The following is a 26,124-nucleotide window of genomic DNA, read 5'->3' as shown; positions in this document are numbered from 1 at the left end:
CCAACAATGTCTTCGAATTCAATCGAGGCAAAATTTTCTTGCTCTCAAAGGAACCTCAAACGAGGTTCAAATACATAAGCTCTACTGGCTTAGTTCACTAGCACACTGTTGAGTTCTCAAGCAACACGCTTTGTTTCAAAGCGATATTCACAGGCTTTTGGTCGAGCATGCCGAATCCTACGCTGTTAGCCGTAGGGGGTCGGCGGCCGCTCGTGGGCCGACGCTGAACATTACCTGGTCCGGTTCGCGGTGTCAACCCGCTCGGCCCTGGTTCCTTGCCTCGGGGCTTTCGGCCCCGGCGGCCCGGTGTTCCTGGCGACGAAGAGAAGATTACATGCCCCGGACCCCCCTGAAAACAGGGGGGTCACTTAACGACATCGCCGCAGGTCAGCCGGCGTGAACCGCCCTCATCCGACGGTCTTCAGGTAGCGGGGCGGTTTGCGGGCGGGTGCGACGCGTTCGAAGTCGGCCGCGTAGGCGAGCACTCGGGCGTCCGTCCACTGCCCCGCCATGAACGAGACACCCACCGGGAGCTCGCCGACGAAACCGGCGGGCACGGTCACCGCGGGGTAGCCCGAGACGGCGGCCGGCGTGGACGACGGGATCACGTCGTTGTCGCCGGTCTTGCAGTCGGTCTTCCAGGCTGGCGGGTTCGTGGGCGCGGCGATCGCGTCCAGGCGGTACTTGGCGAGGGTCTCGTCGATCGAGCGTTTCGCCAGGTCGGTGAGCTCACGGCGCATCGCCAGGTAGCCGGGATCGGACGGGCCGGGCGCGGCGAGTGCCTGTTCGAAGAGTTCCTGCCCGGCGAAGCAGGTCTGCTCCAGCGGGTCGGAGCGGTTGTAGTCGATCAGCGCCGCGAGGTCGCGCGGGCCTTCGGGGCGCGTGGCCAGGTAGCGGTCGATGTCCCGGTGGAACTCGGTGAGCAGGGCCGGGAACTCCAGTTCGCCGAGTCTCGCCTGGTACGGCGGCGTCACCTCGACGACCTCGGCGCCTGCCTTGACCAGCGAGTTCCTGGTTCGCGTCAGCACGGCGTCGACGTCCGGACCGAGGACCGGCAGACGCCAGAGTCCGATCCGGGAGCCCTTCAGCACGCCGGGCCGGAGGTGCGCGGCGTAGTCGGTCGGCTGGTTCGGCGGGTATGCGCCGGTGGCCGGGTCGCTCGGGTCACGGCCCTGCAGTGCGGACAGGGTCAGCGCGACGTCGACGACGTGCCTGGCCATCGGGCCGGCGGTGTCCTGTTCGGCCGAAATCGGCACCACGCCGGTGCGGCTGACCAGGCCGAGGCTCGGTTTGTGCCCCACCGTCGAGGTCATCCCGGCCGGGCAGACGATCGAGCCGTCGGTCTCGCTGCCGATCGCGACCTGGGCGAGCGACGCGGCGATACCCGCGGCGGAACCGGCGGACGACCCACAGGGGTTGCGATCGAGCACGTACGGGTTGTTCGTCTGCCCACCGACGCCTGACCACCCGGAAGTAGGTTTGGCGGCGCGGAAGTTCGCCCATTCGGACAAGTTCGCCTTGCCGAGGACCACCGCGCCCGCGTCACGCAGACGGCGGATCAAGGTCGCGTCCTTCGCGGGCTTGCTGCGCAATGCGCGCGAACCCGCCGTCGTCTGTATGGAGCGGGTGTCGACATTGTCCTTCACCAGGACCGGGATGCCGTCCAGCGGCCCGCGCGTCTTGCCGGCGCGACGCCGGACGTCGCTCTCCGCGGCTTGCGCGACCGCGGCCGGATTGACCGCGATGACCGCGTTCACCTTCCGGTCGACCTTGTGGATGCGATCGAGATAAGCCGAGGTCAGACCGACCGCGGTCAGCCGTCCGGAGGACATCCGGGCCTGGAGCGCGGGGATGTCGGCGGCGTCGAGATCGAGAGGCCTCCCGGCGGCGGACGCCGCCGGCGCGGCTGCTGCCGCGATGGTCGCGGCGACCAAGGTCGTCAGAACTCTGAACACCGGTCGCCGCACCATCAGGTCTCCTTCGTCTAGAGAACCGGAAGCAGGGTCCGCAGCTCGTACGGGGTCACCGCGCTGCGGTAGTTATCCCATTCAACACGTTTGTTGCGCAGGAAGAAGTCGTAAACGTGCTCTCCGAGCGCTTCGGGCAGAAGTTCCGATTTCTCCATCTCGGACAGCGCCTCGCCGAGGTTCTGCGGGAGCTGGGCGTATCCGGCCGCGCGACGCTCGGCGTCCGAGAGCTGCCAGATGTTGTCCTCGGCGGGCGGAGGGAGCTCGTAACCCTTCTCGATGCCCTTGAGACCGGCGGCCAGGATGACCGAGTACGCCAGGTAGGGGTTGCACGCGGAGTCCAGCGTGCGGATCTCCACGCGGCGTGACGACGCCTTGCCGGGCGAGTACATCGGCACCCTGACCAGTGCGGAGCGGTTCGCGCGGCCCCAGGAGACGGTCGTCGGGGCTTCACTGCCGCTGATCAGCCGTTTGTAGGAGTTCACCCACTGGTTGGTGACCGCCGAGATCTCCTTCGCGTGGTGCAACAGCCCCGCCACGAAAGCTTTACCCGTCGCTGACAACTCGTACGGGTCTTCGGCGTCGTAGAAGGCGTTGCGATCACCCTCGAACAGGCTCACGTGGGTGTGCATCCCGGAACCCGGCTGGTTGGTGAACGGCTTCGGCATGAACGTCGCGCGGACACCTTGAGTGAGCGCGACCTCCTTGACGACGTACCGGAAGGTCATCACGTTGTCGGCCATGGTCAGCGCGTCGGCGTACCGGAGGTCGATCTCCTGCTGGCCGGGCGCGCCCTCGTGGTGGCTGAACTCGACCGAGATCCCCATCGCTTCGAGCGTCTCGATGGCGTGGCGGCGGAAGTGTGTCGCCGTCGCGTGGCTGGCCTGGTCGAAATAGCCGCCGTTGTCCGCGGGCTCGGGTTCGCTGCCGTCGTCCGGCAGGCTTGCGAGCAGGAAGAACTCGATTTCGGGATGGACGTAGCAGGTGAAGCCCGCTTCGGCCGCCTTCGAGAGCTGCCTGCGCAGAACGTGCCGAGGGTCCGCCCAGGACGGGGAGCCGTCCGGCATCGCGATGTCGCAGAACATGCGCGCCGAGTACGGGCCGCCGTCCGGAGTCTCCCAGGGCAGGACTTGGAATGTGGCCGGGTCGGGCTTCGCGACCATGTCGGATTCGTAGACACGCGCGAACCCTTCGATGGCCGATCCGTCGAAGCCGATCCCTTCGCTGAAGGCGCCCTCGAGTTCGGCCGGCGCCACCGCGACGGACTTGAGGAACCCCAGCACATCCGTGAACCAGAGCCTGACGAAACGGATGTCGCGCTCTTCCAAGGTACGGAGCACGAACTCCTGCTGGCGATCCATGGCCGCACCCTAACGAGAACGTGTTAACGACATGTTTCGCGACGCGCCGATCGACCGGAAGTGGTGGATCACCCCACGAGGACCGGTTCGGGTTTCGCGGCCTTGGTGATCGCCAGCGAAGCGACCGAAGCGAGCACGGCGAGGCCTGCCGCGATGTACCAGGCGAGCGCGTAGCTGCCCGACGAATCGCGGATCGCGCCGGCGCCGAAAGCCGCCAGACCAGCGCCGAGCTGGTGGCTGGCGAAGACCCAGCCGAAGACGATCGGCCCGGCGGCGCCGTATTGCCGGACGCAGAGCGCGACGGTGGGCGGGACCGTCGCCACCCAGTCGAGTCCGTAGAAGACGATGAACGCCCACATGCTCGGCTCCACCGTTCCGCTCAACAACTGCGGGAGCAGGGCGAGCGAAACGCCGCGAAGGGCGTAGTAGACGCCGAGCAGGATCCGCGGGTCCACCCGGTCGGTGAGCCAGCCGGAGGCGATCGTGCCCGCGACGTCGAAGATCCCGACGAGGGCGAGCAGGCCGGCGGCGGTCGTCTGTGGCATGCCGTGGTCGTGCGCCGCGGGGACGAAATGGGTGCTGACCAGGCCGTTCGTCGTGGCGCCGCAGATCGCGAAACCGACGGCGAGCAGCCAGAACGTCCTCGTGCGCGCCGCCGAGCCGAGGACCGAGAGCGCGCGACGGGCGGAACCACCCGTGCGAGTGACGGGGGCGGCTTCGCCGGGCTCCGCGCCGTACGCGGTCGTTCCGACGTCGGACGGGTGATCGCGGACCACCAGAAGGACGACGGGGACGACGGCCAGCGCGGCGATGGCGATGACGAGCGACGCCGTGCGCCAGCCTTCGTCGACGGCGAGGTTGGCCACGATCGGGAGGAAGATCAGCTGGCCGGTGGCGCCCGCCGCGGTGAGGACCCCGGTGACGACGCCGCGGCTGCGGACGAACCAGCGGGCGGCGACCGTCGCGGCGAAACTCATCGCCATCGAGCCGGTGCCGACGCCGACCAGGACACCCCAGCAGAGGATGAGCTGCCAGCTCGCGTTCATGAACACCGTGCCGCCCGCGCCGATCGCGACGACGCACAGCGCTGTCGAGGCGACGCGTCGCATGCCGAAGCGCTCCATGAGAGCTGCCGCGAAGGGCGAGAAGAGGCCGTAGAGCACGAGGTTCACGGAGACGGCCGACGCGATCGTCGCGCGCGACCAGCCGAACTCGTTGTGAAGCGGGTCGATGAGCACGCCGGGGGCCGCGCGGAAACCGGCGGCGGCGAGCAGGGCGATGAAAGCGGCGGCGGCGACGAACCACGCGCGGTGGAGCCGGGTCTCAGATTGCACGGGTACAGCGTCATCGGCGGCGGCCCCCGGCGGAAGCGGCTGGAAGGACACTGTGCGAAAGATTCGGGCCAAGCCATAGGCTCTGGCCATGCGCTGCCGTCACCTCGTGCCTGCGCTGCTGCTCACCATCGGGCTCATCGGCGGCTGCGCGGGGTCACCCCCGTTGCCGCCTGCCCAGGACTACGTGAGCGCGGCGGCCGACTCCCTCGTCTCGTTGCGCAGCGTGCGGTTCACGCTCGGAGTGAACGGCGTCGTCACCGGGCTGCCGGTGCGCGGGCTCGACGGCGAGGTCAGCCTCGAGGGTGGCGCGGCCGGTAATGCCGACCTGCAGGACGACTTCGGACGGAGGAAGGTCGAGTACCGGCTGTCCGGCTCGGAGATCATGCTCAGTGGGCCTGGCGGGGAGCGGGTGCTTCCGGCTTCGGCGCCGTACACGCCTGAAGCGATGCTCGGGGCTGAAGGCGGGCTTCGGCGGCTGCTGACCGGGGCGACCGACCTGCGGGGCGAGCGGTGGGAGCGGGTGCAGGACACCGATTCGTTCCGGATCGCCGCGAAGGTGCCGGCCGCGGTGATCGGCGGGATCGTGCCGGAGATCAAGTCGGACGTGTTCGTGAAGCTGTGGATTTCGCGGGACGAGCCGCGACGGCTGGTGCGGGTGTGGCTGCAGGTGCCGCCGACGAAGCCGGAGGAGTTCGCGGTGATGCTGGAACTGGCGTTGACCAGGCATAACGCGGTGGTCATCGGGGACGGGCGATAGCAAAGGTCCCTTGCTCCCCCGCTAGGAGCAGCGGGTGTCGGGAGCGGGTAGCTCGCCGTCGATCAAGTACGCGAAGCCGGCGCTGTCGACGCACTCGTTGCCGTCGAGGAAGACGGTGTGCTGCGCGCCCTCGAACGTCAGCAAAGCTCCCTTGAGGTCTCGGGCCAGGTTCACGCCGGACGCGTACGGGGTCGCCGGGTCGTCGGTGGTCGAGATGACCAGCGGCCGCGGCAGGCCGTCGATGTCCGGCTTGTGGACCTCGGAGGTGGCGGGCACCGGCCACACCGAGCAGATGTCGAGTTCACTCATGTCCGGGGTGCCGCCGGCGAGGAATGGCGCGCCCTGGAGCATCCGCTGGTGGGCGCCCTCGATGACGCGCCTGTCGGCGATCCGCGTGCTGTCGACGCAGCGCACCGCGAAGTACACGTCGAGGATCCCGGTGTACCGGCCGTCCGTCTCGCGGCCGTAGTAGTTGTCGGCGAGCGCGACCAGGGTTTTGCCGCTCCCCCGGTTCAGCTCGGCGAGCCCGTCGTTGAGGAACTTCCACGCGTCGGCCGAGTACAACGCGGCGCTGGTCCCGGTGATGGCGTCCTCGAAGGAGAGCTTGCGGGTACCCGCGGGCACCGGTTCGGTGATCAGCGGCCGGACCAGGTCCTGGAACACCTTCGTCACCGCGCTCGCGTCACGGCCGAGCGCACAGTCCTCGCGAGCGACGCACCACCTGCCGAATTCGGCGAACGTGTTCTGGAAGCCCGCCATCTGGGTGACCAGCGACTCCGCAGTGTCGAGTTCGGGATCCACCGCACCGTCGAGGAGCAACGCCCGCACCTTGTCCGGGTAGGCCTCGGCATAGGCGGTCCCGATCTGCGTGCCGTACGAAAAGCCCAGGTAGGTGAGCTTCTCGTCGCCGAGAGCCGAGCGCAGGACGTCGAGATCGCGGACGACGTCCCTCGTCCCGATGTTGGCGAGCAGCTCTTTACCGTGCTTCGTGCGCTCGGCACACTTCGCGGCGTACGTCCTGGCGTCGGCGAGTTGCTTCGCGATCCCGTCGGGCGTCGAGTCGCTTTCGGAATCCTCGGCGCGGTCCGCGTCGCGTTCGGTGTCGGTGAGGCAGACGAGCTTCGGATCGCTGGTCCCGACACCGCGCGGATCGAATCCGACGATGTCGAATCGCTCGGCGAGTGCCGCCGCCGGCCGGGACTTCGCGATCCGTGCGGCGGCGGAGACGCCTGATCCACCGGGACCGCCGGGGTTGAGTACGAGGGAGCCGATCCGCCTTTCGACCTTCTTCGTCTTGTGCCGGAGAACGCCGATCGAGATCGTCTCGCCGTCCGGCTTCAGGTAGTCGAGTGGCACGGTGAGCTTCGCGCAGTCGAACGCCTTGTCCGCGAAAGACGCGCACGCACCCCACGCCAGCTCCTGCCGGGTGAACTTCTCGAGCGCCTTCGGGTCCGGAGTCGGCGACACGGTGGTCGTCGGAGACGCCGTCGGCACGGGCTGCGGCTGCTGCGTCGTGCAGGAAGCGACCAGCACGGCGACAACGAGCACGGCCGGAACGCGGCGAAGGCTCATCTCGCGATCTTCGCAGCGTCCCGGCCGGTCAGGGGCCTTCGCACCGAACTCGTTACTTGGCGGTGCAGCGGGTGCCTTCGTTCGGCAAGGCGCCGTCCACCAGGTAATCGATGCCGATCTTGTCGACACACGAGACGCCCTGGAGGAACACCGTGTGCTGGTTGCCCTCGAACGTCAGCAAAGCTCCCTTGATCGCTTTCGCGAGGTTGACGCCCGCCTGATACGGGGTCGCCGGGTCGTTCGTGGTCGAGATGACCAGCGTCTTCGGCAGGCCCTCGACATTGGGCAGGTGCGGCTCCGAGGTGTTCGGCACGGGCCAGAAGGCGCAGGCGTCGCGCGCGGAACCGTCCGGTTTGCCGTCGTCGAGGAACGGCGCCGCCTGCGCGTATCGCTTCTGCGCGTCGAGGAGCTTCGCCGGGTCGGTGACCCGCGGGTCGTCGACGCACCTGATCGCGACGAACGCGTCCTGCGTCGTCCCGTAGCGGCCATCGGCGCCGCGTTCGTTGTAGAGATCGGCCAGTTTCTCCAGGCTGTCACCGCGCTGGCGCTTCAGGTCGTTGAGCGCGGTGTTCAGCGGTTCCCAGAGATCTTCCTGGTAGAGGGCCTGTATCACCCCTGTCGTCGCGTCCTCGTACGACAGTTTCCGGCCGTCGCTGACCGGCACCGGGAAGTCGATCAGCGGCCGCACCAGGTCCTGGAACGCCTTCGTCACGCCGGCGGCGTCGCGCCCCAGCGCGCAGTCCTCACGCGCGGCGCACCAGTTCGAGAACTCCCCGAACGCCTTGCCGAAGCCCTGCCCCTGCGCGACGAGCGACTCCACCGCGTCCTGCTCCGGGTCGACGGCCCCGTCGAGCACCAGCGCGCGGACGTTCGCCGGGAACGCCTCCGCGTAGGCGGATCCGATCCGCGTCCCGTAGGAGTAGCCGAGGTAGTTCAGTTTCGGATCGCCGAGGACCGACCGCAGGACGTCCATGTCTTTCACGACTTCACGGGTGCCCACGTTCGCGAGCATCGAGGGGCCGTGTTCGGTCCGTTCGGCGCACTTGGCCGCGAAGTACTGGGACTCGGTCTCCTGCTTTTTCACTCCCTCGGGTGACCCGTCCGTCTCGCTGTCGTCCGCCCGGTCCGCGTCGCGTTCGGTGTCGGTCAGGCAGCGGATCTGCGGCTGGCTCGCGCCGATGCCGCGCGGGTCGAAACCGACGATGTCGAAGCGTTTGCCCAGCGCGTTCGTCGACGTCCGGGAGGCGAGACCGGCCGCGGCCGCCATCCCGGAAGCGCCGGGGCCGCCGGGATTGACCACGAGCGCCCCAATCCTTTCGTCGGTTTCCAGTGCCTTCCGGCGCAGGAGACCGAGCGTGATCGAGTCGCCTTCAGGTTTCGCGTAGTCGAGCGGGACGGTCAGCCGGGCACATTGTGCGTCCTTCACTCGAAACGCCGCTTTTGCGTCATCGGATGTCGCGTAGGGTGCACAGTCGGCCCAGGTCAGACTCTGCCCGTAGAACTTCTCGAGTCCCGCGGGCACCGGTCCGGTCGGAGCGTGCGACTCGGTGGCCGGAGGCGGCGGCTGAGTTCTACCCTCTCCCGACGAGCACGCGGCGAAAGTGACGGCGAGCAGGCCGGACAGCGTGATCGCGGCGAATCGACGGGCACGGGACCTGGCGCTGACATGAGTGGACACGGTTGGATCGTGCCATCGGCCGTGGAACTCGGCCGCACCACCACCGCGTTGGTGATACGAGTGCGGACGGCAGAAGAGCAGACGGGAGCACAGGGGTGGCAGCACTGATCAGCCGGGTGGGCAAGAAGCTGCGCCGGATCATCCAGCGGCCGGGCAGCGTCGAGCTGACCCGCTACGAAGCGCTGCTGCCGGCCATCGAGAAGCTCGAGCCCGAGTTGGAGAAGCTCTCCGACGAGGAGCTGACAGAGCGGGCCGGCAAGCTTCGCGACGCCGCTTCCTTCGGCAACGACCAGCTGGTCGAGGTCTGCGCCCTCGGTCGTGAGGCCGCGCGGCGGGCCCTCGGCGAGCGCGCCTTCGACGTCCAGCTGCTGGGCACGATGGGCCTGCTCAGCGGGCATATCGTGCAGATGGAGACCGGTGAGGGCAAGACGCTGGCCGGTGCGCTGGCCGGCGCCGGGTACGCCCTGCGCGGGAAGCACGTCCACGTCGTCACGGTGAACGATTACCTCGCCCGTCGTGACGCGGAATGGATGGGCCCGATCTACGACCTGCTCGGCGTTTCCGTCGGCTGGATCGAGCCCGCTCACACCCGCGACGAGCGCCGCGAGGCGTACGCGAAGGAAGTCACATACGGCGCCGTCAGCGAGATCGGCTTCGACGTGCTGCGCGACCGCCTGGTGACCCGCGAAGAGGACCTGGTCCAGCGCGAGCCCGAGGTGGCGATCGTCGACGAAGCGGACTCCGTGCTGGTCGACGAGGCCCGCGTGCCGCTGGTGATGGCGGGGTCGATCGACCACACCGACGCCGACGAAGAGGTCGCGAACATCGTGCGACGGCTGCGGCTCGGGCTGCACTACGAGACCGACGCCGACGGCCGCAACGCCTGGCTGACCAAGGCGGGCGCGTCGGTGGTCGAGAAGGCCCTCGGCGACGACATCAACCTCTACGACGAGACGGGCTCGGACAGGCTGCCCGCGGTGAACGTGGCGCTGCACGCGCACGCGCTGCTCACCCGCGACGTCGACTATCTCGTGCGCGACGGCAAGGTGCAGCTGATCAACGCCGCGCGCGGCCGCGTCGCCGAACTGCAGCGCTGGCCGGACGGCCTCCAGGCCGCCGTCGAGGCGAAGGAGCAGGTCAAGGCGACCGACCGGGGCGAGATCCTCGACTCGATCACCGTGCAGGCGCTGCTCGCGCGGTATCCCGAGGTCGCGGGGATGACCGGTACCGCGGTCGCGGTCGCCGAGCAGCTGCGCGAGTTCTACAAGCTCGAGGTCGCGGTCATCCCGCCGAACACACCGAACATCCGCGAAGACCAGGAGGACCGGATCTTCGGGTCGCCGTCGCAGAAACTGCGCGCGATCGAGGAGGAGATCCGGCGGGTGCACGAGTCCGGGCGGCCGATCCTCGTCGGCACCCAGGACGTCGCCGAATCCGAAGAGCTGGCCGAGAAGCTGGCGAAGGCCGACCTCGAATGCGTCGTGCTCAACGCGCGCAACGACGCCGAGGAAGCCGCGATCATCGCCGACGCCGGCAAGAAGGGCGCGGTCACCGTCTCGACCCAGATGGCCGGTCGCGGTACCGACATCCGGCTGGGCGGCAAGGACGGCGACGGCCGCGACGAGGTCGTCGAACTGGGCGGCCTGCACGTGATCGGCACCGCCCGGTACCCGTCGAGCAGGCTGGACGGCCAGCTGCGCGGCCGCTCCGGACGGCAGGGCGACCCGGGCAGCGCGGTGTTCTTCGCCAGCCTGAACGACGAACTCGTGCTGTCGAACGCGCCGGACATCCCCGAGGGCATCAGCTCCGACGTGGGCAGCGGCGAGATCGTCGACCCGGCGGCGCTGCGGCAGATCAACCACGCGCAGCGTGTCGCCGAGGGTGTCGACCTGGAGATCCACCGGAACACCTGGCGCTACACGCGGCTGATCGAGCGGCAGCGTGGCGAGCTGCTCGAGCACCGGGACAAGGTGCTGCGGACCGCGCACGCGGCGGAGGTGCTGGAGAAGGCGCACCCGGAGAAGTTCAAGGAGCTTTCGGAGGCCGTCGACGACGAGGCCCGTGTCCACCAGCTGTGCCGGGAAGTGCTGCTCTTCCACATCGACCAGCTGTGGTCGGACCACCTGGCGTTCCTGACGGACGTGCGGGAGAGCATCCACCTGCGGGCGCTGGCGCGGGAGACGCCGATCGACGAGTTCCACCGCGCGGCGATCCCCGAGTTCCACAAGATCATCCCGGAGGCGGCCGAGCGGGCGGCGAAGACGCTCGAGGAGGCCGAGATCACCGAGAACGGGATCGACCTCGGTGACGCGGGCGTGCGGCGGGCGAACACGACGTGGACCTACCTGGTGCACGACAACCCGTTCGACTCCGACTTCGAGCAGACCATCAAGAAGGTGCGGAGCATGATCAAGCGGAAGTAGCGCGCGGTCCTGAGCAGGGAGCGGGGGACCTTTGCTATCACTCTCTTCCGGAGAGCGATAGCAAAGGTCCCCCGCTCTCTTTTCGCCCGGCCGTCCCCAGGTGGGCGATTCGGCACATCCGGTCGTCCCCGCGGACGCCGGTGGGTGAGAATGTCGGCATGCCGCAACTGCGCATCGCACTGGCCCAGGTCAACACCACCGTCGGGGACCTCGAAGGCAACGCCGAGCTCACCGTCGAGTGGACTCGCAAAGCCGCCGAAGCAGGCGCCCACATCGTCGTCTTCCCGGAGATGTCCCTCACCGGCTACCCCGTCGAGGACCTCTCCCTCCGCCCGACCTTCGCCTCTGCCTCGAAGCAGATGGTCGAAGCGCTCGCCAAGCGGCTCGAAGACGCCGGATGCGGCGAGGTGCTCACCTACGTCGGGTACCTCGACCTGGACGAGACCGGCCCGCGCGACGCGGCGGCCGCGCTGTACCGCGGCGAGGTGGTCGCCCGCCAGTTCAAGCACCACTTGCCCAACTACGGCGTCTTCGACGAGCACCGCTGGTTCAAGCCGGGCCACGATCTCGAAGTCGTCCGCTTCCACGGCGTCGACGTCGGCATGGTGATCTGCGAGGACGTCTGGCAGGACGGCGGCCCGATCTCCGCGCTGGGCAAGGCCGGCGTGGACCTCGTGGTCGCGCCCAACGCTTCGCCTTACGAACGTGCGAAGGACGACATCCGCCTGCCGCTCATCGCCCGCCGCGCGGCCGAGGCCGGCGCGCCGCTCGTGTACACGAACCAGATCGGCGGGCAGGACGACCTCGTCTTCGACGGCGACTCGATCGTGGTCGGCGCCGACGGCCGGTTGCTGGCGCGCGCGCCGCAGTTCGTCGAGCACCTGCTCGTCGTCGACACGGACCTCGAGTCGGGTGGGCACACCGCCGAGGGCGAGTTCGAAGGCCTCCGGGTCAAGCGCCGCGTGCTCAGCGAGGACCCTGTTCCGGCGTACAGCGCGCGCAACGAGTCCGCGATCAGCGAGCCGCTGTCGGACGAAGCCGAGGTGTGGCACGCGCTGGTCGTCGGCCTGCGCGACTACGTGCACAAGAACGGCTTCTCGTCGGTGACGTTCGGATTCTCCGGCGGCATCGACTCGGCGGTCGTGGCGGCGCTGGCCGCCGACGCGCTGGGCGGCGACAACGTCTACGGCGTTTCGATGCCTTCGGAGTACTCCTCGGAGCATTCGAAGGGCGACGCCGAGGACCTCGCCCGGCGCATCGGCGCGCACTACCGCGTCGAGCCGATCGCGGACATGGTCAAGGTCTATGTCGAGCAGCTTCAGCTGACCGGCCTCGCCGAAGAGAACATCCAGGCCCGTGTCCGCGGCATGCTGCTGATGGCACTGTCCAATCAGGACGGTCATCTGGTGCTCGCCACCGGCAACAAGACCGAGCTCGCCGTCGGCTACTCGACGATCTACGGCGACGCCGTCGGGGCCTTCGCGCCGATCAAGGACCTGTTCAAGACCCACGTCTGGCATCTGGCCAAGTGGCGCAACGCGGAAGCCGAGAAGAACGGCGAAACCCCGCCGATCCCGGAGAACTCGATCACCAAACCGCCGTCGGCCGAGCTGCGGCCGGGGCAGCTGGACAGCGACTCGCTGCCCGACTACCTGATGCTCGACGACATCCTCGACGACTACATCGAGGGCGACCGCGGTTACGTCGACCTGGTCGACGCGGGCTTCGAGCCGGAGACCATCGACCGCGTGGTGCGGATGGTCGACAAGGCCGAATACAAGCGCCGCCAGTACCCGCCGGGCACCAAGATCACGTTCAAGGCGTTCGGGCGGGACCGGCGGCTGCCGATGACCAACGGCTGGCGCGAGGGCACTGTCGTGACCCGCTCAGCTCAGCGCGACCTGCTTCCCGGCTGAGTTCGTCAGCACGGCCACCAGGCCGGGCTTCGTGTCGCGCCGGACGAGCATGTCCATCCCGAGCGCGCGGACCGCGGCTTCGACCGCGGCCGGCTCGGGGTGGACGCCGGTGACCATGAGCAGCGGAATGGACGGAAGGCCCCGTGTCGTCGGATGCGGGGTGCTCCCCCAGTCGATGAGGAACGGCGCGAGTCCGCCGAGACCGCCCGCGCCGGTGAGATGCCAGGTCAGCAGTTCGCCGTCATCGGTGGTCCGCGACATCTCGGACGCTTCGCCCGGGTCGTAGCCGCGTTCGCGCGCTTCGGCGATCGCCTCGTCGATACCTTCGACACGTGCGGCCCAGGTGACCAGGGCGGGCGCGGTCAGCTCATCGACGCCGAACGGGCGCGGTCCGATGTGCTCGGGTTGATCCGGGTCGGGGCCGACCACCTCGAGATAGGCACCGGCACCCAGATCGGCCAGGTAGTTGGCCGTACCGAAACCGATATGCCTTCCGCCGCGTACAGGCGTGACGCCGGTCAGCTCGGCGACGCGCGCGACGGCCTCTTCGAGGTCCGGCCCGGCGTACACGAGGTGATCAAGCACGAGGTCGCTCATGCCCATACTCCTACCGCAGCCGCCGCTCCGGCGGCACCGCGGCATGGTGGTGAACCCGAAAACCGTCGGACCGGTCTCGTACCCTGGGCACATGACGGCACCGGGCTACTCCGTGTTCGGCACCGCGATCGGCGACTGCGGCATCGCGTGGAGCGAACGCGGGGTCGTCGCGGTCCAGCTTCCCGAGGGCAGTGAAGAGAAGACGAGGGCGCGACTGACCACGCGCCTTCCCGAAGCGGCTGAATCCACGCCGCCGGGCGAGGTCCAGCACGCGATCGACGGGATCATCTCGTTGATGGACGGCAAGCGCACGGACCTCACCGGTGTCGACCTCGATTACGAAGGAGTACCGGACTTCCACCACAAGGTGTACGAGTTCATCCGCACGATCCCCGCGGGCAAGACGCTGACGTACGGCGACATCGCGAACATCCTCGGCATGCCCGGCGGGGCACAGGCCGTGGGGCAGGCGATGGGCCGGAACCCGTTCCCGATCATCGTGCCGTGCCACCGCGTGCTCGCCGCGGGAGGCAAGGACGGCGGGTTCTCCGCGCGCGGCGGGGTCGCCACCAAGCGCCGGATGCTGGTCATCGAAGGCGCTTTGGCGGACGAACCGACGTTGTTCTAGTCGCTTGGGGTTCTAGTCGCTTGGGGCAGGCGACCAGGGCTTGAGCCAAGGCGTCTCCGGCCAGCCTTCCGCGGCGGCCATCAGCGGGATCGCCGTCGCGCCGTCGATGTGCTCGCGGATGATGTCGGCGTGCCCGGCGTGCCGCGCGGTCTCCTCGATGAGGTGGAGCAGCACCCAGCGGACCGACCACGCGTCGACGTCCTGCGGGTACCAAGGCACGCCCTTCGGCACCGGGACCGGCTGGCCGAGGTCGGCGATACCGGCGATGACGTCCGCGGTGCGGCGGGCGACCTCGTCGTAGCGCGCGAGGACGCTTTCGACCGTCTCGTCCGGGCTCATCACGTAGCCCGCTTCGTACTCCTTCATCGTCTCGTCCATCGGCTTCGAGGGCTTCTGGAGAAGGATGTCGATCCAGCCGTCTTCGACGGTCGCGGTGTGCTTGATCAGGCCGCCGACGCTCAGTGAGCTTCTGGTCGGGACGGCTCTGGCCTGTTCTTCGGTGAGTCCGTGCGCCGCGATCCGCAGGACGTGGCGCTGCTGCTCGAGGTACGCGAGGAGACCTTCGCGCTCGTCGGCTACCGGGGGAACGTTTCCAGCCATGGTGGCTCCTTCCGTTGGGAAGGGGATCATGGCATCCGGCACCGGTTTCTTGCGGCGATTCGGCCTCTCCCGCTAGCCCTGCGGCCGGACGAACGGGAACAGCACCGTCTGCCGGATCGACGCCCCGGTCAGCATCATCAGCAGCCGGTCGACGCCGATGCCGAGCCCGCCGGTCGGCGGCATGCCGTGTTCGAGCGCGAGCAGGAAGTCCTCGTCCAGTTCCATCGCCTCGACGTCCCCGCTCGCCGCGCGCAGCGACTGGGCCTCCAGCCGTCGCCGCTGCTCGAGCGGGTCGGTCAGCTCGGTGTAGGCCGTGCCGACCTCGGAGCCGAACGCGATCAGGTCCCACCGCTCGGCCAGCCGGGGATCGACGCGATGTTGCCGGGTCAGCGGCGAGACGTCGGTCGGGTAGTCGGTGTAGAACGTCGGCAGTACGGTCGCGCCCTCGACCAGATGCTCGTGCGCCTTCAGCACGAGGTCGCCGTGCCCGGCGTCATCGTTCACCGGCACTCCCGCCGCACGGCAGAACCGCTGGAGTTCGGCGACCGAGGTGCCCGCGTCGATCTTCTCCCCGAGCGCCGCCGAAACGGCTTCGTGGACCGGGATCACCGGCCAGTCACCGGAGATGTCGTACTCGACGACCTGCCCGTCCGGCCCCGGACGGCGAACGACCTGCGCGCCGTACGCGGCTTCCGCGGCGCACTGCACGAGTTCCCGCGTCAGAGTCCGCATCGTGTTGTAGTCGGCGTACGCCTGGTACGCCTCCAACATGGTGAATTCGGGGTTGTGCGTCGCGTCGACGCCTTCGTTGCGGAAGTTCCGGTTGAGCTCGAAAACGCGCTCGACCCCGGCCACACACAGCCGCTTCAGGTACAACTCGGGGGCGATCCGCAGGTACATCCGCATGTCGTAGGCGTTGATGTGCGTGATGAACGGGCGGGCGTTGGCGCCGCCGTGCACGGTCTGCAGCATCGGCGTCTCGACTTCGAGGTAGTCACCCTGGTGCAGCCGTTCCCGCACGGCGCGCACCACGGTCGAGCGCATCCGCAACATCGCCGTCGAATCCGGGTTCACCGCGAGGTCGAGGTAGCGCTGCCGCACCCGCGTCTCCGGGTCGGTGAGGCCCTTTCGCTTGTCCGGCAAGGGATGCAGGCTCTTCGCCGTGACAGTCCACTCGTCGACGAGCACCGAGAGTTCCCCGCGCCGCGACGTCACGACCTGCCCGCTCACGCCGACATGGTCGCCGAGGTCGACGCCCCGCCGCCAGCCGCCGAGGTCGAGTACCGAGGCGTCGAGCATGAGCTGGATTTCGCCGCTGAAGTCCTTGACCCGCGCGAAGCAGAGCCCGCCGAGGTTGCGCAGCGCGAGCACCCGCCCCGCGACGCGGACCCGGTGGCCAGTGTTGCTGTCCGGGCTCAGATCGCCGAACTTCGAGACGACGTCACCGAGCAGATCCTCCCGGGCGAAACCGACCGGATAGGGGTCGATCCCGGCTTCCCGCAAGCGATCCAGCTTCGCCATCCGCACGCGAACCTGGTCGGGCCGCCGCACCTGTTTCGGCGCGGGAGTGGCCGCGTTCGCTTCGATGCGGTGGACCTCGGCCACGAATTCATCGGTGACCGTCTCCAGTTTCAACGCCCGCGCCGACCGTCCGGTGGGGACGAATCCTTCGAGCGCGCCGGCGACGATGCCGACCCGCGGCAGCCGTCGAGCCGAGGAGTAGCACAGGAATCGCGGCTCCCAGTCCGGGCCGTACTTGGCGTTGGATCGGTAGAGCGATTCCAGCTGGAAGAACCGCGACGCCATGCTGAGCACGCCGCGCCAGGCGCGCAGCACCGGGCCCGCGCCGATCCGCTCCCCCTCGGAGAAGACCGCGCGGAACATCGCGAAGTTCAGCGAAATCCGTTGTGCGCCAAGGTGCGAACTGGCCGCCACGACCTCGGCGACCATGTATTCGTTGAGCCCGTTTTCGGCGTCGCGGTCACGCCGCATCAGATCAAGGGAAAGGCCGCGACGGCCCCACGGCACGAACGACAGCATGCCGCGAAGCTCGCCCTTGGCGTCGTACGCCTCCACCATCACACTGCGGCCGTCGCTCGGATCGCCGAGCCTGCCGAGCGCCATCGAGAACCCGCGTTCGGTCTCCGCGCCGCGCCACTGCTGCGCGTGCAGCAACAGCCTCGCCATTTCGTCGGCCGGGATTTCGCTGTGGCGCCGGACTTTCGTGGTGTATCCGGCCCGTTCGATCCGTTTGACCGCTTGGCGGACCGAGCGGCGTTCCGGCCCGGCGAGGCTGAAGTCACGCACGTCGAGAACCGCTTCGTCACCGATTTCCAGCGCGCGCAGGCCCGCGTCGGCATAAGCCTTCGCGCCGCGCTCGCTCGCGCCGAGCACGCCGGGAGTCCAGCCGTAGGTGCGTGCCTCGTTCAGCCAGGCGCGGACCGCGTCGGGCCAGGCGTCGGGATCACCGATGGGATCCGCGCTCGCGACGCTGGTGCCCGCGAGCACGCGATAGGCCACGGCGGCGCGGCCGTTGGGCGAGAAAACGACACTCTTCTCGCGCCTCGTGGCGAAATAGCCCAGAGAGTCGTCTTCGCCGTGTTCGGCCAGAAGGCGACGTACGCGCAGTTCTTCCTCGTCCGTCCTCAAGCGACGGCTACGCACGCCGCGGAACAGCGTGTACAACGCCGCCGTCGCGACGGCCGTCGCGCTGAGGTCGAGCACGAGGTCGAGCCAGGCCGGTCCTTCGCCGATGCCGACCCGGCGCAGCTGGATGTTCTCACCGGTCGTGTGGTTGACGACCCAGGCGAACCGCGCCCAGGTGTCGGCGAGCCGGCCGGGAAAGGCCTCGCTCAAGCCCCAGCCGACGAGAATGACCGCGGCCAAACCGCCGAAAAGCACCGTGAAGCCGTCGCGCCAAGCGCCCGGCGCGAGCCGGGCGGGGAACGCGGGACGCAGAACCCAGAGGAAAACGATCATGCCGATCGAGATCAGGTCGGCGATCGCCAGCACCCACACCTGGTGCGGGATGTGCCGGACCTGCCACGGCCCCAGTTTCAGCAGCTCGGGCCACCACAGCAGAGCGGCCTGGAAGGCCAGCGTCACCGCCAGACCGCCGACCTGGAACAACAGCAGTGTGTAGAGCGCGGCGCGTTTGCGGCGGCGGAGCGCGGCGCCGAGGACGACGAGTAGCAGAACGATCACGAGACTCGCGTTCGTCGGGATGCTCAGTGCCGAGAAGGCGACGTCACCCGTCTTGAGCACTGGCCCCTTCACGCCGCCGGCGAGCAGGAGGATCACCGAGAACACGGCCGCGAGCTGCACGAGGGTGGCGACGATTCCGCCGGCCCTCGCCTTCCACGGCGAGACTCGGCTCACTGGGTTTCCCATTCTGGCCCTTCGCGCTACACACAGGTGATCGACAGCTGTACTACTTGACGTCACACAACCCTGTGTGGTTGTCAACGATCATCATCCTCTGGTCTGAATTTCCTCATCCGCGGGCGTGACGCCGTGGTGTGAAGCTGGTCGCAGGGCCTTGGGACGGTCATATCCGCATGTCACGCTTGGCCTGTTCAGCTCCACGACCCGGGGACCTCTTCGAGGCCTCGAGGGAAGGACGGTCGACAAGGATGTCTGCCACCGAAAAGGATTCCGGCGAACTCGCCGCCCCGTACGGGACCGGCGCGGCGCCCCAGCCCGCGTCTGGGAAGAAAGTCCGCGTACATCACCTTCGCGACATGAAGGAGCGCGGCGAAACCTGGCCGATGCTCACCGCCTACGACATGTACACCGCCGCGCTGTTCGACGAAGTGGGCATTCCCGTGCTGCTGGTCGGGGATTCCGCGGCGAACAACGTCTTCGGTTACGACACTTCGCTTCCGGTGACCGTGGAGGAACTGCTTCCGCTGGTCCGCGCGGTGACCCGGTCGGTGAAGCGGGCGCTGGTCGTCGCCGATCTGCCGTTCGGCTCGTACCAGCTTTCGCCGCAGCAGGCGCTGGAGACGTCGGTGCGGTTCATGAAGGAAGGCCGCGCGCACGCGGTGAAACTCGAAGGCGGGCGGAAATTCGCTCCGCACGTCGAGGCACTGACGTCGGCCGGTGTCCCCGTCATGGGACATATCGGATTCACGCCGCAGAGTGAACACAATCTGGGCGGCTACCGGGTCCAAGGACGCGGCGAAGCGGCCGAAGCGCTGCTCGCCGACGCGCTGGCCCTGGAGGAGGCCGGCGCCTTCGCGGTCGTCATGGAGATGGTGCCCGCCGAAGCGGCAAAGCGGATCACGCACGAACTGAAGATCCCGACCGTCGGCATCGGCGCCGGGCCGGACTGCGACGCGCAGGTGCTCGTCTGGCAGGACATGGCCGGGCTTCGACGCGGCAAGACCCCTCGCTTCGTGAAGAAGTACGCGGACCTCGCCGGCGTGCTGGCCGGGGCCGCGTCCGCGTTCGCGGAGGACGTCCGACGGGGCGAGTTCCCCGCTCCGGAGCACTCGTTCCACGACTGACCCGCCTCTGACCTGCGAAAAGAGAGCAAGGGACCTTTGCTATCACTCCTGCCGAGGACGGGCGATAGCAAAGGTCCCTTGCTCTCCTCGGCGGCGACTGTGTGGATTTTGAGTCATCTAACGCACCAAAATCCACACAGTCAGTCAGCACCGCTACGCGGAGTGCAGGGTGTGTGGATATAGGGACACTCAACGTCCCTATATCCACACACCCCCGCCCACTGAGCGGGCGCGATAGCAAAGGTCCCTTGCTCTCTTTTCGGGTGGGCCGTGCACCACGACCCTCCTTTAGTTGTTCACGTATATGAACTTCAATCATGTCCTTGACGCACATTCGTAAAGAGGCTTAACGTCTAGCCCGTCGCCGCCACGACCGAGCTTCGATCCCTCGACGAGGAGGACCACGATGCGTGTTCGTGAGCGGGTTCTGGCCATCGCGACCGGTGCCGCCTTGCTGTCGACGCTGGCGGCGTACCCCGCACAGGCCGCGACGGTCCGCGTAGGGACTTCGGAGCAGCTGACGGCGGCGCTCGCTTCGGTCACTCCAGGCACCGTCATCGAACTCGCGGGCGACACGACTTTCACGGGCAACTTCAAGGCGGCGAAGAGCGGCACGTCCAGCAGCCGCATCACGCTGAAGGGTCCGCGAAGCGCGGTCATCAAGGCCTCGGCCGGGCGCACGCTCGAACTGACCGGCAGCTACTGGAACCTGACCGGCTTCACCCTCACCGGTGGCCAGAAGGGTCTGATGGCGACGGGCGTCAAGAACACCGTCGTCGATGGCATCAAGGTCACCGGTGTCGGCCACGAAGGCATCCATTTCCAGTACACGAGCACCGACAACGTCGTGAAGAACTCCGAGGTGACCGACACCGGCCGCGAGTACGCGGGCTACGGCGAAGGCATCTACTTCGGTTCCGCGAAGGGCAACTGGCCGGGCGGGACGCCCGACCGGAGCGACCGCAACAAGGCGCTGAACAACAAGATCGGCCCGAACGTGCGGGCCGAGTCGATCGACATCAAGGAAGGCACCACCGGCGGCGAACTGCGCGGCAACGTCTTCGACGGGACCGGGCAGAGCGGCGAGCACTTCGCCGACAGCTGGGTGGACATGAAGGGCAACAACTACGTGGTCGCGGACAACCGGGGCAGGAGGGTCTTCGTGCACGACGCGACCTACGGCGGCTTCGAGGTCCATGTCCAGCTGGACGGCTGGGGCCGCGGCAATACCTTCTCCGGCAATACCGCGGACGTGCGGTCCTCCTACGCGTACGGCTTCTATCTCGTGAAGGCCGCGACGGGGAACAAGGTCTGCGCGAGCAACAAGGTGACCGGAGCCGGGAAGGGATTCGCGAACGTGGCCGCCACGGCGGGCTGCTGACGCGACCGAAGACCGGGGGCCCGCTCAGCCCGGCGGCGGGGGCGGGCCCCCACCCTTCGGACACTCGCCGATTCAGGCAGAGTGTTCTTATGGATGACCTGTACCCGCCGATCCATGTGCGCGCCGAGGGCATGCTCGACGTCGGCGACGGGCACCGGATCTACTGCCAAGAAGCCGGGAACCCGGACGGCAAACCCGTGGTCGTCCTGCACGGAGGCCCTGGTAGCGGCATCTCCTCCATGGCCCGGCGGCATTTCGACCCCGAGGCCTACCGGATCATCCTGTTCGACCAGCGCGGCGCCGGCCGCAGCACGCCGCATATCGGCAAGCCGGACGTCGACCTGTCGGTCAACACCCTCTGGCACCTCGTCTCGGACATGGAAAAACTGCGCGAACGGCTGAATCTCGACCAGTGGCAGCTCTTCGGCGGCTCGTGGGGCGCGACCCTCGCCCTCGCCTACGCCGAAACGCACCCGAGCCGCGTCAGCGAGATCATCCTGCGCGGCGTTTTCACGGTCCGCGGCAGCGAGCTCGACTGGATCTACAACGGCGGCGCCGCGAACCTCTTCCCCCGCGAGTGGGAAGCCTTCCTCGCGCCGATCCCCGAAGACCGCCGCGACGACCCGCTGTCGGCGTACCGCGAACTCGTCTATCACCCCGATCAGGCGATCCGGGAGCGTGCCGCCGTCGCCTGGAGCACGTGGGAAGGCGCAATCGTCTGCCTGCGCCCGGATCCGGCCTTCCACAACCAGTACGCGTCGCCGGACTTCGCTGTCACGTTCGCTCGGCTGGCGTTGCACTACTTCTGCCATGGGGCTTGGCTTGAGGATGGGCAGCTGATCCGGGAGGCCGGGAAACTTGCCGGAATTCCAGGCGTGATCGTCCAGGGACGGTACGACGCGGTGTGCCCGCCAGCGACTGCCTACGAGCTGCACCGGGCTTGGCCGGACTCGAAGCTGGAACTGGTGGAGGCGGCGGGGCACGCGGTGACGGATCCAGGAATGCTGGCGGCGCTGCGGGAGGCGACGGATTCTTTCCGGTCGACGTGATCAGGTCTCCTGAGCCGAAGTCGTCTGCGCCCGCCAGGCAGCGGAACCTGGAACTCCCGCAAGCGTCACGGCACGACGAAGGCTCCGCCAGTCCAGCCGGCGAAGCCTTCGTCGTGCCCTCATTATCTAGGCAATCGAGACAACAGCTGCGCGAGTTCGTCCGGGAACTCTGCCATGTGCGGTTCGGCGCAAAACCTCACAGTGCTAGCAGCCGAGACAAACTCCATCGCCGAATACTCTCCGCTCGACAGCATCTTCGCAGACATTCCCAAAGGGACCACGAAGTTCGCTTGAGCCTCGCCTGTCATCGAATCAAGAAAATCGATTTCTTCCGAGAAGACGAATTCCACAATTGAACCCAACACCTCGACCAGATCGAAAATGTTCACTCGGCGAGAGAGTTCAATCATTTCTTCGTATTCGGCAAAGCCGAAACGATTTATACAAAGATGCTTCCTGTTCACATCATTTCCCTCGGCAACTGATTCCCTGGCGATCCAGTCCAGGCTGACAGACTAACGCGCACGGACTGACAGGAGTGCCATGTGCGCCACTGGTGGAGGATTCAAGCCTCTCGCCTTCACCACCACTCGAACTCGCCTCCCCGGGTTTCGGCAGCACCTCGGCTTTGATGAGACACGTAGTCTCAGCACATCCCGGATAGCAGCGACCGTCCTCCAGCGCGAATTCCCGCACAGGAGAATCTTGCACCGGGAATTGGAGTGAGGGCAGGCTGTCAGTGCACGCCGCAAGGTCGCAGTTGAATGAGGACCGAAGCCTCCATGGGCGTTCGCCCGCGCTACCTGACCGCTCAGACCATTGGCGTCAATGTGTTGTCCGCGTGTGTTGATGTCGTCCCGCGCACGAAGTCAAGCTTCTTGTCACAGTTAGGCGTAAGGACCGGTGTCTGACCTGCGGCAACGAAGTACGTGTGGTCACCATCGACGGTCAGGTTGTAGACCCGCCGCACCTCCGACCACGACCGCATCCCCGTGACCGTCGCATCCCGACGATCACCGGTCTCCACCAACGTCCGCCTACCCACATGCGAACGGGCATCAGTTCACCACCCGAACCGCAGAACGCCCCGTCGTTGGACCCCGAGAGGACTCCGACCTTCCTCGCCCTCCAAGCCACAAACACACCACGTAAGTGACCTTCTCAGTAAGATGCAAGAATGACTCAACGGTTTGCCGACATCCTGCAGGGCCTGATGAACAACCGAAAATTGTCACCCCGGACTGTCAGCCGAGCCTCAGCGCGAGCCGAGTCAACAATTCTTCAATTACTCAATGGAGCTATTCCACCATCACCGGAAACACTAAGGGATATCGCACCAGTATTGAACATTTCCGAGGCTGACTTGCTTGTAATTGCCGGACTTACAACAGGACACTCCTCAAGCGCCGCCAAGCCCTACCACAATTCAGAAGAAATCGGCAAGCTAGTTTCTATCGCAAGCTCGCTTTCATCTGAACAACTTCGGCGATTGATTGCCGTTGGTCGCAACCTGAAGCACTAGGAGCAGCAGGCCCAGGAGCGCGAAGCCATTGAGTCAGCCTGGCAGGACAGCGGCCTCATCTCCGCCACGCCGACTGGTCGACCTCTCGATCCCGCCAACATCATCCACCACTTCCTCAACCGAGCCGGACCACGACACACCTGCTTCTACGACCTCCAGCACCCAACCAACAGCCCCGCCCCCACCACCTACCTCTTGAAAAGTCGAAGACCCGGCCAGCGGCCTGCACATCCACCTTGAACGCCTGCGTCACCCGAGCCGGCGAATCCACAACACCGCACCGACACGGACAACAGCACGGCGACTAAACCGTCTGTCAGCTATACCCGCACGACCATAAGGGCATTCCGATCGTTACACCAGAAAGCCATTCTTCTGATTCATGAGCCTCGATAAGCTGACGACTCTTAGTCGGCGAATCTGAACGCCCAGATTTCCACATCTTCGGGATCAAAACTATGGACATCTTCTCGCCCTTCGAGAATAAATCCAAAAAATTCTCGCATTGCCTTGTTCCCAAGATCGATGGGATGAAAAGGAAGGGGATAGCCCGCACTCTCCTGAACAGAATGTACGCCCTCCCAAAAAGGACCCTCAAAATTGAGCCGATCCCCCAACTCCTCCACTACGCCATACTCCGGGTCGACACTCAGGGATCTTTGCAGCCTGCCATCCGACCAGACCGCGAAAGCGGTCCAGTCTTCTGCGCTATCCATGAGCACCGCATAGCCCTTCTTATCAGGCGCCAGCTCACCGACCAGTCGAGTCAATTCGCTCGGGGTTCGCGTTATGAATCCACGGGAGCAGATAACTTGAAGCCCGGCAACACTGGACACACACACAACCCCCGGCTCAGGCCAAACCGCCAGATCGAGCGGCAGCAACCGGGCATCCGATGAAACACTCCCTGCAATCCTTTCTGCGAGCGCCTTCGACTCCGCCTGCCCTTTCCCTGAAATATCGCGAAGTATTGCCGCCGGCTCCACGTCGGAAAGAACCAAGATCGCCGATTTCGACCCCACCTGCTAGATCATCTCCTCATTGCGGACGACGGGCCCACACCTTACGACGGAGAACAAGCCGGGCATTCCCACAGGTCAACCTCGACGTTCATCCTTACCTTCGCTCCCTTGGTAAGCCCTGGAACCCTGCTCGTGTTTAGCTCCGCACCTCCATGCCCCTCGACCGGCGACCCGGTGACGGTCGGTCTCACGGTGAGCGACGCGCACGGTGCGGTGACGAACACCAGCCAGACCTTCGTTCCCGGTGAAGCCACCCCTACGATCTCGCTCGCGGCTCCTGACCCGAACACCGTCTATTCCGGCGGCGAAACAGTCTCCGTGGGTGTTTCTTCGGCCGAGGACCCCACCGATGGACCGCTGACCGTGAAGTGGCGAGCCGACCGGATGCGCTGTCCCCAGAACAACACCTGCGAATACACCACGCTGCGCACTGGCACGGGCCCGACCTTCTCGTTCGGCTTCCCGAACGAAACCGACACCCGTGTCGTGGTCACCGCGACGGCGGAGAACAGCCGAGGCGTGATCACGAGTCAGCGGTACACCGTCAACCCACGGACTGCTCGGTTGGCCGTCGCCGGCAGCCGTCCGGCGCGGGTCCAGATCGGGGGGAACGAGAGCACCAACCGGCTGGTGACCGTGAACTCCTCCGTCCAGATCTCCGCTCCTCCCAAATCCCTGGACGCGGCGAACTTCGTCAAGTGGCCGGACAACCAGAGCATCGAGCCGGTCCGTCAAGTCCAGATGCCCGTCGCGGGACTCACCCTCCGCGCCGAGTACCAGACCCCGATCCAGAAGCGCTACGCGGACGAGGCTCCCATCCGGACGCTGATGGGCGCTCCGGTGGGACTGGAACTCATCGAGGGCGACGGCCATTGGCAGCAGTACGCTTCCGGTCGTCTGTATTGGACGGAGCAGCACGGCGTCAAAGCCGTCGCCGGCGAGATCCTGACCAAGTACGTCACGCTCGGCGCTCATTCCTATCTGGGGTCGCCGAAGACCGACGAACTCGTGGCCAGGGCGGGCAACGGCCGCTACAACGACTTCGTGGGTGGTCCGCTCACCGGTGACGCATCGATCTACTGGAACTCCAGCATCGGTGCCATGGCCATCCATGGCGAGATTCGCGCGAAGTGGCAGACGGTCAACGGCGAAGCCGGGCCGCTCGGTTTCCCGACCACCGACCAGCTGACCACGCCGGACGGCATCGGGCGCGTCAACCACTTCAACAACAACAACGCTTCGATCTACTGGACCGCGGCGACCGGCGCGCACTACGTGATGGGCCGGATCTGGCAGAAGTGGCGTTCGTTGGGCTGGGAGGTGTTCTTCGGCTATCCGACCACCGACGAGGTGGCCACGTCGGACGGTGTCGGCCGGTACACCCACTTCAGCGGGAACGGTTCGATCTACTGGTCACCATCGACCGATGCCTTCGAGGTGCATGGATATATCCGCGACCGTTTCGCGGCGACCGGCTGGCAAACCGGTGTCGGCTATCCGACCACCGACGAGACCTGGACGCCGGGCAGTAGGGGTAAGTACAACCACTTCCGCCAGGGCGGCTTCGATCACTCGATCTACTGGCGGGCGGGAACGAACGTCGCCTGGGAGGTCAAGGGGATGATCCGTCTTCGCTGGCGGGACCTCGGCTGGGAAACCTCGTATCTCGGCTTCCCGACCAGTGGTGAGTACAACATCCCGACCGGTAAGCGCAGCGACTTCCAGTTCGGCTACATCACCTACAACGGAGCGACAGGAGCGATCGAAGACCGTCGGTACTGAGTGAATTCGAAAACGCCGGTGCGGCCC

Annotated in this window: 20 protein-coding genes; 9 read left to right on the top strand and 11 right to left on the bottom strand. The window is 66.8% G+C overall.

What is annotated here, in order from left to right:
- Nucleotides 1-407: 407 nt before the first annotated feature.
- The 3 genes from ACLJO0_RS11685 to ACLJO0_RS11675 all read right to left on the bottom strand — a co-directional run bounded on the left by ACLJO0_RS11685 (nt 408) and on the right by ACLJO0_RS11675 (nt 4,662).
- A complete protein-coding gene (locus ACLJO0_RS11685; protein ID WP_410578175.1) occupies nt 408-1,970 on the bottom strand; it encodes an amidase in 1,563 nt (520 codons plus the stop codon).
- 14 nt (nt 1,971-1,984) lie between these two features.
- On the bottom strand, nt 1,985-3,328 hold the full coding sequence (glnA, locus tag ACLJO0_RS11680) for a type I glutamate--ammonia ligase (RefSeq protein ID WP_037303423.1): 1,344 nt from the start codon (nt 3,326-3,328) through the stop codon (nt 1,985-1,987).
- Nucleotides 3,329-3,396: 68 nt separating this feature from the next.
- Nucleotides 3,397-4,662, bottom strand: a complete 1,266-nt coding sequence (locus ACLJO0_RS11675; protein WP_410578173.1) for an MFS transporter — start codon at nt 4,660-4,662, stop codon at nt 3,397-3,399.
- A gap of 88 nt (nt 4,663-4,750) precedes the next feature.
- Here ACLJO0_RS11675 and ACLJO0_RS11670 point away from each other — a divergent pair, with 88 nt between their 5' ends.
- Nucleotides 4,751-5,419, top strand: coding sequence for an LppX_LprAFG lipoprotein (locus ACLJO0_RS11670; RefSeq protein WP_410578172.1), 669 nt, complete (start codon nt 4,751-4,753; stop codon nt 5,417-5,419).
- Between the two features lie 21 nt (nt 5,420-5,440).
- Here the strand turns inward: ACLJO0_RS11670 and ACLJO0_RS11665 are convergent, their stop codons facing one another.
- Nucleotides 5,441-6,991 (bottom strand): alpha/beta hydrolase, encoded by a 1,551-nt coding sequence (locus tag ACLJO0_RS11665; protein ID WP_410578171.1) that lies wholly within the window; start codon nt 6,989-6,991, stop codon nt 5,441-5,443.
- Between the two features lie 52 nt (nt 6,992-7,043).
- Nucleotides 7,044-8,615: an alpha/beta hydrolase gene (locus tag ACLJO0_RS11660; protein ID WP_410578247.1), complete on the bottom strand. Its 1,572-nt coding sequence runs from the start codon at nt 8,613-8,615 to the stop codon at nt 7,044-7,046.
- Nucleotides 8,616-8,764: 149 nt separating this feature from the next.
- Between ACLJO0_RS11660 and secA2 the strand changes: the two genes are divergently transcribed.
- Both secA2 and ACLJO0_RS11650 read left to right on the top strand, forming a co-directional pair.
- Nucleotides 8,765-11,092, top strand: coding sequence for an accessory Sec system translocase SecA2 (gene secA2, locus ACLJO0_RS11655; RefSeq protein WP_410578169.1), 2,328 nt, complete (start codon nt 8,765-8,767; stop codon nt 11,090-11,092).
- 158 nt (nt 11,093-11,250) lie between these two features.
- Nucleotides 11,251-13,008: an NAD+ synthase gene (locus tag ACLJO0_RS11650; RefSeq protein ID WP_410578167.1), complete on the top strand. Its 1,758-nt coding sequence runs from the start codon at nt 11,251-11,253 to the stop codon at nt 13,006-13,008.
- Here ACLJO0_RS11650 and ACLJO0_RS11645 read toward each other — a convergent pair.
- Nucleotides 12,979-13,605 (bottom strand): VOC family protein, encoded by a 627-nt coding sequence (locus tag ACLJO0_RS11645; RefSeq protein WP_410578165.1) that lies wholly within the window; start codon nt 13,603-13,605, stop codon nt 12,979-12,981. The genes ACLJO0_RS11650 and ACLJO0_RS11645 overlap by 30 nt on opposite strands.
- Before the next feature lie 91 nt (nt 13,606-13,696).
- On the opposite strand from ACLJO0_RS11645, the gene ACLJO0_RS11640 reads away from it, so the two are divergent.
- On the top strand, nt 13,697-14,233 hold the full coding sequence (locus tag ACLJO0_RS11640; RefSeq protein WP_410578163.1) for a methylated-DNA--[protein]-cysteine S-methyltransferase: 537 nt from the start codon (nt 13,697-13,699) through the stop codon (nt 14,231-14,233).
- Nucleotides 14,234-14,245: 12 nt separating this feature from the next.
- Here ACLJO0_RS11640 and ACLJO0_RS11635 read toward each other — a convergent pair whose 3' ends face one another.
- Together ACLJO0_RS11635 and lysX are read right to left on the bottom strand one after the other, a co-directional pair.
- Nucleotides 14,246-14,833 (bottom strand): DinB family protein, encoded by a 588-nt coding sequence (locus ACLJO0_RS11635; protein ID WP_410578161.1) that lies wholly within the window; start codon nt 14,831-14,833, stop codon nt 14,246-14,248.
- Between the two features lie 72 nt (nt 14,834-14,905).
- Nucleotides 14,906-18,223: a bifunctional lysylphosphatidylglycerol synthetase/lysine--tRNA ligase LysX gene (lysX, locus tag ACLJO0_RS11630; protein WP_410578159.1), complete on the bottom strand. Its 3,318-nt coding sequence runs from the start codon at nt 18,221-18,223 to the stop codon at nt 14,906-14,908.
- Between the two features lie 242 nt (nt 18,224-18,465).
- Between lysX and panB the strand changes: the two genes are divergently transcribed.
- From panB to pip, 3 genes are all read left to right on the top strand, one after another.
- The gene (gene panB / locus ACLJO0_RS11625; protein ID WP_125796712.1) at nt 18,466-19,341 is read left to right on the top strand and encodes a 3-methyl-2-oxobutanoate hydroxymethyltransferase; all 876 of its coding nucleotides are present in this window, start codon (nt 18,466-18,468) and stop codon (nt 19,339-19,341) included.
- Nucleotides 19,342-19,747: 406 nt separating this feature from the next.
- A complete protein-coding gene (locus tag ACLJO0_RS11620) occupies nt 19,748-20,722 on the top strand; it encodes a hypothetical protein (RefSeq protein WP_410578157.1) in 975 nt (324 codons plus the stop codon).
- Between the two features lie 89 nt (nt 20,723-20,811).
- On the top strand, nt 20,812-21,771 hold the full coding sequence (gene pip, locus ACLJO0_RS11615; RefSeq protein WP_410578155.1) for a prolyl aminopeptidase: 960 nt from the start codon (nt 20,812-20,814) through the stop codon (nt 21,769-21,771).
- 122 nt (nt 21,772-21,893) lie between these two features.
- Here pip and ACLJO0_RS11610 read toward each other — a convergent pair whose 3' ends face one another.
- Nucleotides 21,894-22,235 carry a hypothetical protein gene (locus tag ACLJO0_RS11610; RefSeq protein WP_410578153.1) on the bottom strand — a complete coding sequence of 114 codons (342 nt, stop codon included), beginning with the start codon at nt 22,233-22,235 and terminating at the stop codon, nt 21,894-21,896.
- Nucleotides 22,236-22,582: 347 nt separating this feature from the next.
- Nucleotides 22,583-22,759 (bottom strand): hypothetical protein, encoded by a 177-nt coding sequence (locus ACLJO0_RS11605; RefSeq protein ID WP_410578246.1) that lies wholly within the window; start codon nt 22,757-22,759, stop codon nt 22,583-22,585.
- Between the two features lie 189 nt (nt 22,760-22,948).
- On the opposite strand from ACLJO0_RS11605, the gene ACLJO0_RS11600 reads away from it, so the two are divergent.
- The gene (locus tag ACLJO0_RS11600) at nt 22,949-23,293 is read left to right on the top strand and encodes a helix-turn-helix domain-containing protein (protein WP_410578152.1); all 345 of its coding nucleotides are present in this window, start codon (nt 22,949-22,951) and stop codon (nt 23,291-23,293) included.
- Nucleotides 23,294-23,700: 407 nt separating this feature from the next.
- On the opposite strand, the gene ACLJO0_RS11595 is transcribed toward ACLJO0_RS11600, so the two are convergent.
- A complete protein-coding gene (locus ACLJO0_RS11595) occupies nt 23,701-24,315 on the bottom strand; it encodes a DUF6928 family protein (protein ID WP_410578150.1) in 615 nt (204 codons plus the stop codon).
- Nucleotides 24,316-24,489: 174 nt separating this feature from the next.
- On the opposite strand from ACLJO0_RS11595, the gene ACLJO0_RS11590 reads away from it, so the two are divergent.
- The gene (locus tag ACLJO0_RS11590; RefSeq protein WP_410578148.1) at nt 24,490-26,097 is read left to right on the top strand and encodes a hypothetical protein; all 1,608 of its coding nucleotides are present in this window, start codon (nt 24,490-24,492) and stop codon (nt 26,095-26,097) included.
- Nucleotides 26,098-26,124 lie beyond the last annotated feature (27 nt).

Source organism: Amycolatopsis sp. lyj-108 (assembly GCF_046549005.1).
Taxonomy (GTDB): domain Bacteria; phylum Actinomycetota; class Actinomycetes; order Mycobacteriales; family Pseudonocardiaceae; genus Amycolatopsis.
This window is presented reverse-complemented; position numbering and strand designations above follow the sequence as displayed.